Origin of the sequence: Stenotrophomonas daejeonensis, assembly GCF_001431505.1 — a bacterium.
Taxonomy (GTDB): domain Bacteria; phylum Pseudomonadota; class Gammaproteobacteria; order Xanthomonadales; family Xanthomonadaceae; genus Stenotrophomonas; species Stenotrophomonas daejeonensis.
Genome location: NZ_LDJP01000107.1, coordinates 1 through 7462 on the forward strand (window position 1 = coordinate 1; position 7462 = coordinate 7462).

Annotated in this window: 3 protein-coding genes; 1 reads left to right on the top strand and 2 read right to left on the bottom strand. The window is 70.7% G+C overall.

Going from position 1 to position 7462, the window contains the following annotated elements:
* Nucleotides 1-135 precede the first annotated feature (135 nt).
* Nucleotides 136-2952, bottom strand: a complete 2817-nt coding sequence (glnE, locus tag ABB34_RS14310) for a bifunctional [glutamate--ammonia ligase]-adenylyl-L-tyrosine phosphorylase/[glutamate--ammonia-ligase] adenylyltransferase (RefSeq protein WP_245625463.1) — start codon at nt 2950-2952, stop codon at nt 136-138.
* 331 nt (nt 2953-3283) lie between these two features.
* Here glnE and scpC point away from each other — a divergent pair, with 331 nt between their 5' ends.
* The gene (gene scpC, locus ABB34_RS14315) at nt 3284-4798 is read left to right on the top strand and encodes a succinyl-CoA:acetate CoA-transferase ScpC (RefSeq protein WP_057642053.1); all 1515 of its coding nucleotides are present in this window, start codon (nt 3284-3286) and stop codon (nt 4796-4798) included.
* Nucleotides 4799-4957: 159 nt separating this feature from the next.
* Here scpC and ABB34_RS14320 read toward each other — a convergent pair whose 3' ends face one another.
* Entirely contained in the window at nt 4958-7129 is a 2172-nt protein-coding gene (locus ABB34_RS14320) for an AsmA family protein (protein ID WP_152979645.1), read from the bottom strand.
* Nucleotides 7130-7462 lie beyond the last annotated feature (333 nt).

Consider the following 7462-nt stretch of genomic DNA (forward strand, 5'->3'; position numbering starts at 1 on the left):
ACCATCGGGACTCCATTGCCCCTCACCCCAACCCCCGCTCCGCGCCCGGCCCTTGCGCTGGCGCAAGGGCGTTCAAGGGGCAGCGAACCCGTGGTTCGCAAGCTGCCCCTCTCACCCCGGAGGGAGAGGGGCTTTTCATGCACCCGGCTCGAACGGCAGCCCTTTGGCGATCGCCGCCGCGGTGATCGCCGCGCATGCGGCTTCGATTTCCGGCGTCGGCGCGGTGATGCGCGGGCGCCGGTCCAGGGTGCAGGACAGGCCCGCGTCGAGCAGGTCGGCATGCGCCGCGTGCAAGGCCGCAGCGGTATCGGCCGGCAGCCAGCCACTGGCGGCCAATGCGTCGACCAACCGCGGCGTCTCGCGCGGTCCGCACAACGCCGGCTGTTGCGCGGTGCAGGCCAGCACGCCGGTCTGCAGCACGAATTCCAGGTCGACCAGCCCGCCGGCACCTTGCTTGAGGTCCAGCCGTGCCGCGTCGCTGCGGTCCAGCTCTGCGCGCATGCGCGCGCGCATCTTCAACACGTCGCCGAACAGCGTGTCGGGGTCGCGGGTGCCCGCCAGCGTGGTGCAGCGCACCCGCTCGAAGTCGGCCAGCAGCGTGGCGTCGCCGGCGATGCCGCGGGCGCGCACCAGCGCCTGGTGCTCCCACGTCCATGCGCGCTCGCGCTGGTACTCGGTATAGCTGGCCAGCGAGGACACCAGCGCGCCCTTGCCGCCGTCCGGGCGCAGGCGCACGTCGATGTCGTACAGGCGCCCGGCGGCGGTCACCGCCGACAGCAGCGCCATCACCTTCTGTGCCAGCCGCGCGAACCAGCGACTGCTTTCCAGCGGGCGCGGGCCATCGCTCTCCTCGGCCGCGGCCGGGTGGTCGTACAGGAACACCAGGTCCAGGTCCGAGCCGAAGCCCAGTTCCAGCCCGCCCAGGCTGCCGTAGCCGATGATCGCGAAACGGCCGCCGGGCACTTCGCCATGCGCGGCGGCAAGGTCGGCGCGCGCCATGTCCAGCACCGTCACTACCACGGCGTCGGCCAGCTGCGCCAGCTGGCGGGTGCAGTCCACCGCGCGCTGGCGGCCGTCGTGGAAGGCCAGCGCCATGCGGAAGCTCAACGCCAGCCGGGTTTCGTTGAGCGTGCGCAGCGCCGCTTCCGGGTCGTCGATGGCCAGCGCGGCGGCGCAGGCGGCATGCATTTCCGGCGCCTCCGGCAGCGGCCCGGCCACGCGCGTGTCCAGCAGTTCGTCCAGCAGCAGCGGGAAGGCCATCAGCCGTTCGGACAACAGGGCACTGCGCGCCAGCACGTTGACCAGCCGGGTCAGCGCGCTGGGCTGTTCGTCCAGCAGGGCGAGGTAGCTGGTGCGGCGCAGGATCGCCTGCAGCAGGCCGAGCACCCGGCGCAGCGCGGCATCCGGCTGCGGCGAGCGGGTGGCGGCATGCAGCAGCGCCGGCAGCACCCGGTCCAGCCGTGCGCGGGCGTTGTCCGACAGCGATTTCACGCCCAGCGACTGGGCGAACTCGCGCAGCGACTGGTCGGCGCCGTTGGCATCGGCGAAACCGGCCTCGGCCAGTACCATGGCGTCGCCACCACCGGGCAGCACCCGCCAGTAGCTGGACAGCACGTCCGGCGCGGCCTGGCCGCGGCGCGGGGCCAGCAGCGCGGCGAACTCGGCGCCCACGCAGCGGCGTTGTTCGTCCAGGGCCTGCAGCAAGGCGTCGCGGCCCGGGTAGCCCAGCCCGTGCGCGATGCGCTCGGCGTCCAGTGCATCGGCGGGCAGGCGATGGGTCTGCGCGTCGCGCAGCATCTGCAGGCGGTTCTCCAGTCGGCGCAGGAAGCGGTAGGCCACGGCCAGCGCCGCGCCATCGGCGGCATCCATCTGCCCGGCCGCCACCAGCGCCTGCAACGCCGGCAGCAGGCGCCGTTCGCGCAGCGTCGGCTCGCGGCCGCCACGGATCAGTTGCAGCGCCTGGGCGAGGAATTCGATCTCGCGGATGCCGCCCGGGCCGCGCTTGATGTCGTCGAAGCGGTCGCTGCGGGCGACCTCGGCGGTGATCGCCGCCTTCATTTCGCGCAGGCCGTCCAGCGCGGTGTAGTCGAGGTAGCGGCGGTAGACGAACGGGCGCAGCGTCTCCAGCCACGCCTCGCCGGCGGCGACGTCGCCGGCCACCGCGCGCGCCTTGATCCACGCATAGCGCTCCCAGTCGCGGCCTTCGCGCTGGAAATACTGGTCCATGCCCGCGAACGACAGCGCCACCCGCCCGGCGTTGCCGAACGGGCGCAGGCGCAGGTCCACGCGGTGGCAGAAGCCGTCGGCGGTGGTTTCGTCCAGCAGCCGCGCCAGCCGCTGGCCGAGCCGGGCGAAGTATTCCTCGGCCGCCAGCGGGCGCGCGCCGTCGGACTCGCCGGCCTGCGGGTAGGCGTAGACCAGGTCGATGTCGGAGGAGAAGTTCAGCTCGCCGCCGCCGAGCTTGCCCAGCCCGAACACCACCAGCCGCTGCACGCTGCCGTCCTCGGCGCGGACCACGCCGTGGCGCTGGGCGAATTCCTGCTCCAGCGCGGCCAGCGCCAGTTGCAGGCAGTCCTCGGCCAGCCGGGTGGCGCCGCGCAGGGTGGCGTCCACCGCGTCCAGCCCGAGCAGGTCGCGCCAGACCAGCCGGGTGGAGGCGGCGGCACGGTGGCGGCGCAGTTGCGCCGGCCAGGCGCTGGGTTGCAGCGGGTCCAGCGACGGCAGCGGCAACGGCGGCGGGTCCGGCTCGGCCAGCAGCGCCAGCAGTTCCGGCTGCCGGCACAGGGTGTCGATGGCGAAATCGCTGGCGATGGCCAGCTGCCGCAGGTTCGCCTCGAAACCGGCGGCCGGCGGCCACTGCGCCGGATCGGGCAGCGCCAGCTTCAAGCGGGCGATGGCGCGGTCGGCCAGCGCAGCGAGGGTTTCGGGCATATCGGGGGCGAAAGTCGGCATGGGCCGATTCTGGCATTGCCGGCGCGGCGTCGTGGAGCAGGGCATAAAAAAAGCCCGCTGGCAGCGAACTGCCAGCGGGCTTTGCTCCCTCCCCCACGTCGGGATGCAGGGCGATCCTGCGGGCTCGACCGGCAAGTTGCACGCTGCAGTGCAAAAAGCCGCCGGGAGCGGCTTTTGACATCGCCCGCCGATGGCCCGCAGGGCACCCGCCAGGGATGGCGGGTGCCAAACGATACCCGCGGGTATAGTTCCGGCCGGTGGTCGTTGCGCCGGATCAAGGACGCCCGGCCGCATGCATCCGACAATCGCGTCCCCAGGTAACGTCATCGCCATGTCCATCGACCGCATCCTCCACCCCGGCCTGCGCCAGCGCATCGTTTCGGCCGAGGCCGCCGCCGCCCTGATCAACCCCGGCGAAACCGTCGCCATGAGCGGCTTCACCGGCTCCGGCTACCCCAAGGCGGTGCCGCAGTTCCTGGCCCGGCGCATCGAACAGGCGCACGGGCGCGGCGAGGCATTCCGCATCAACCTGCTCACCGGCGCGTCCACCGCGCCGGAGCTGGACGGTGCGTTGGCCAAGGTCGATGGCATCGCCATGCGCATGCCGTTCCAGAGCGACCCGGACGCGCGCAGGCGCATCAACGCCGGCAAGCTGGACTACCTCGACATCCACCTCTCGCACGTGGCCCAGCACGTGTGGTTCGGCTTCTACAACGAGATCGACACCGCGGTGGTCGAGGTTTCGGCGATCCATGCCGACGGCACGCTGGTGCCGTCCACCTCGGTCGGCAACAACAAGACCTGGCTGGACCTGGCGAAGAAAGTCATCATCGAAGTCAACCAGTGGCAGCCGGCCGGCATCGACGGCATGCACGACATCTACTACGGCACCGCGCTGCCGCCGCACCGCAAGCCGATCCCGCTGGTGCGCGGCGACGAGCGCATCGGCCAAACCACGCTGCGCTGCGACCCGGACAAGATCGTCGCGGTGGTGCTGACCGACGCGCCGGACCGCAACAGCCCATTCAACCCGCCCGACGCCGACAGCCAGCGCATCGCCGGGCATCTGATCGAATTCCTCAAGCACGAAGTGGCGCGCGGGCGCCTGCCGGCCAACCTGCTGCCGCTGCAGTCGGGCGTGGGCAACATCCCCAACGCGGTGCTGGCCGGGCTGGCCAGCAGCGGCTTCCGCGACCTTGAAGCGTTCACCGAGGTGATCCAGGACGGCATGCTCGACCTGCTCAAATCCGGCGTGCTGCGCTATGCCTCGTGCACCGGCTTCGCGCTCAGCCCGGAAGCGAGCGAGGCGTTCATGCGCGACCTCGACTTCTACCGGCAGCGCATCATCATGCGTTCGCAGGAGGTGTCCAACCACCCGGAGCTGGTACGGCGGCTGGGCTGCATCGGCATGAACGGCATGATCGAGGCCGACATCTACGGCAACGTCAACTCCACCCACGTGATGGGCAGCAGCATCATGAACGGCATCGGCGGCTCGGGCGACTTCGCCCGCAACGGCTTCCTGTCGATCTTCCTGAGCCCGTCCACCGCCAAGAACGGCAGCATCTCGGCGATCGTGCCGATGGTCAGCCACGTCGACCACACCGAGCACGACGTGGCGGTGATCGTCACCGAACAGGGCCTGGCCGACCTGCGCGGGCTGCCGCCGCGCAGGCGTGCGCGCGCGTTGATCGACAACTGCGTGCATCCGGATTTCCGCGCGCAGCTGCAGGACTATTTCGACCGTGCCAGTCGTGACAGCCACGGCAAGCACACCCCGCACCTGTTGAACGAGGCGCTTTCCTGGCACCAGCGCTGGCTGGATACCGGCACGATGAAGGCCTGAATCAAGTAGATGCGGGGCTCGCCCCGCATGGGGTGTTATCGGCGAAGCCCGTGCCGGGCAAGCCCGGCACCTACGGTGGACTGCCCGCTTCCCGTAGATGCGGGGCTTGCCCCGCATGCAGCCTTCCCGGTCAAGCCCCGTGCCGGGCAAGCCCGGCGCCTACGGCAACAACGGCGGCCGGCTGTCGTACCACTGCCGCGCGCCGCGCAGGTGGTACTTGCGGTTGCCGTCCTGCAGCTCCACGCCGACGCCGAGGATGCCCCACTTCAGGTGCAGGTCGCCGTGCCGGCGCGGGCCTTCCAGCGCCAGCCGCGCATCGACGGTGAAGCGCTCGTTCTGCGCGCGCGCCTGGTCCAGCACCAGCCGCTTGCCCTGCCACAGCCACTTGCCGCTCAGCCTCGCCTCGCCGGCATCGACCACCTTGCCGACCCACGCCGGCAGGTCGGTGCGGTCGGCGAACATCGCCAGCAAGAAGCCGACGTCGCGCATGCGCACCCGCAGGTTGCCGCTGGCCGAGGAAGGCGTCTTCCATTCGGCGCGGCCGCTGTCGATGTCCAGCGTCGCCCACCAGCCCGAATGGGTGGTGCCGCCGGGCTCGGTGAAGGCGACGTTGCGCACGCTGGCGCTGCTGTCGCCCAGTTCGAATTCGCCCTTGTGCAGGTTGCCGCGCCGCAGCCGCGCATCCAGCACCACGTCGCCGCGCAGGTCCATGCCGGCCACCGCCAGCCGCACCTGCCGGCCCTCGACGCGCAGCGTGCCGCGCCCCACGTCGCCATCGCCGTCCAGCCGCAGGTCGCCGCTGAGCATGCCGCTGCCGCCGGCAAAGCGCAGCGTGTCGTTGGGCAGGTGCGGGTTGAACACCACTAGTTCGGGAATGCGCGCGCGCTCGAAGCGCACCCGCGCCTGCATGCTTTCCTTCATGCGGTCCAGCCGTGCGTCGGCCAGCGTTTCCAGGCGCAGCCGTTCGCCAGTGAAATACGGCTTGCCCGGCGCATCCGAAGGCGCGGCGCTGAAGGCTTCCATCACCACGTCCAGCCGCGATTGCGGGTTGCCGGCGGCGTCGTTGGCGATATTCGCCTGCGCGCGCGCCTTGCCGCGGAAACGGTTGCCCAGCACGTCCGCACGCGCTTCGACGTCGCTCACCTGCAAGCGGCTGCCGTCGAGCAGACGCCCGTCGGCGAGCTTGAGGTCGGCATCGACGGTGCCGCTGCCTTCCAGCCCCATCCAGTCGGCCTGGGTGAACAGTGCGACCACGCCGCCGATGGACGGCAGATGGCCGTGCGCACGCACTTCGCCGCTGGCCGCCATCAGCCGCTCGTGCCAATCCTTCAACGGCAAGGCGATGCCGGGCACGTCGAGCGTGGCGTCGAGCGATGGATGCCGGCCGTCCAGGTCGGGCAGCGTGGCGCGCAGGTGCAGGGCGTCGTCCACCGTCGCGCGCAGGTCGAACCGGTTGGCGACACGCGTGCCTTGCGCATCCACGTTCGACAGCGGCAAGCGCAGTTGCAGTTGGCTGCCGGGCGCCAGCGTGCCGCGGTCCAGCGACAGCTTCGCCTGCAGCTCGCCATCGCCGGGCAGCACCGCGAAATCGTAGCGGCCCTCGCCATCCAGCGTGGACTGCAGGCCGATAGTGGTGCCGTGCAGGTCCAGCGTCGCGGCGAGCAGGTCGAGCTTGGCGAAGCCGGGATGCTCGGCCGAGACATGCCGCGGCAGGGCGAATGTGGAGGACAACCGCACATCGCGCAGCCACTGGATGTCGCCGCGGCTCACCCGCGCCGCATCGAACTGCAGCGTGGAAGGCCGCAGTTCCATCGGCCCGCCGCGCAGTTGCTTGCCGAAGCCGACTTCGGCGCGGCCATTGCCGGTGACCTGCCAGTCGCCCAGCGTGGCCCTGCGCAGGCTGCCGGTGGCGATGCGCCGGAAGTCCAGCATCCAGCCACCCGGCCGCGGCGGCGGTGCCGGCCGTTCCCGCGCGGCGCGCGTGAGCGAACCGGTGACGCCATCGGCCTCGACCCACGGCACCCGCAGTTCCTTGTGCAGCAGCGGCCACAATGCGATGCGCCCGCGCACCGCATCGGCCTGCGCCGACCATTGCACGCGCCGCGCGTGCCCGCGCATGCGTACCTCGCGCAGCGTCACCCGTCCCGGCCAGAAGGTGCGGCCGCCGTTCCATTCCATCGTGAACGCCTCCGGCCTGCGGTTGAGCAGCTCGTGACCGAAATGGCTGTTGAGGAACACGTTGCCCGCCAGCAGGTACAGCGCATAGCCGGCCAGCGCCAGCAAGCCGGCCAATCGCAGGATTCTTCCGTGCCGCGCAAGGAGGGTTTTCATGGGCGCAGGATAACGGCGAAGCCCACGGATCGCGTTAGCCCTTGATGCAGGAGCGATGTCTGTCGCGACAGGTTTTTTTGGTAAAGCCCATGCGGGGCAAGCCCCGCATCTTGTGTCTTGAAGCCAGCCCCGATCAGGCAGACTTCCCCGGAGTGATCCGGGAGGTTCCGATGATGCCGTCTCCGCACTTGAGCCTTCGAGCTCGCACCGTAGATCCGGCACATCGGAACCCTTTTCCGCCCTGGAGCTTGAACGGTATCTTCGGCCCGCTTTTGCGAGAGCCAGCACGAACAAGGGCAAGCCAGGCGGTCACTGGATCCGGTTCGACAGCAG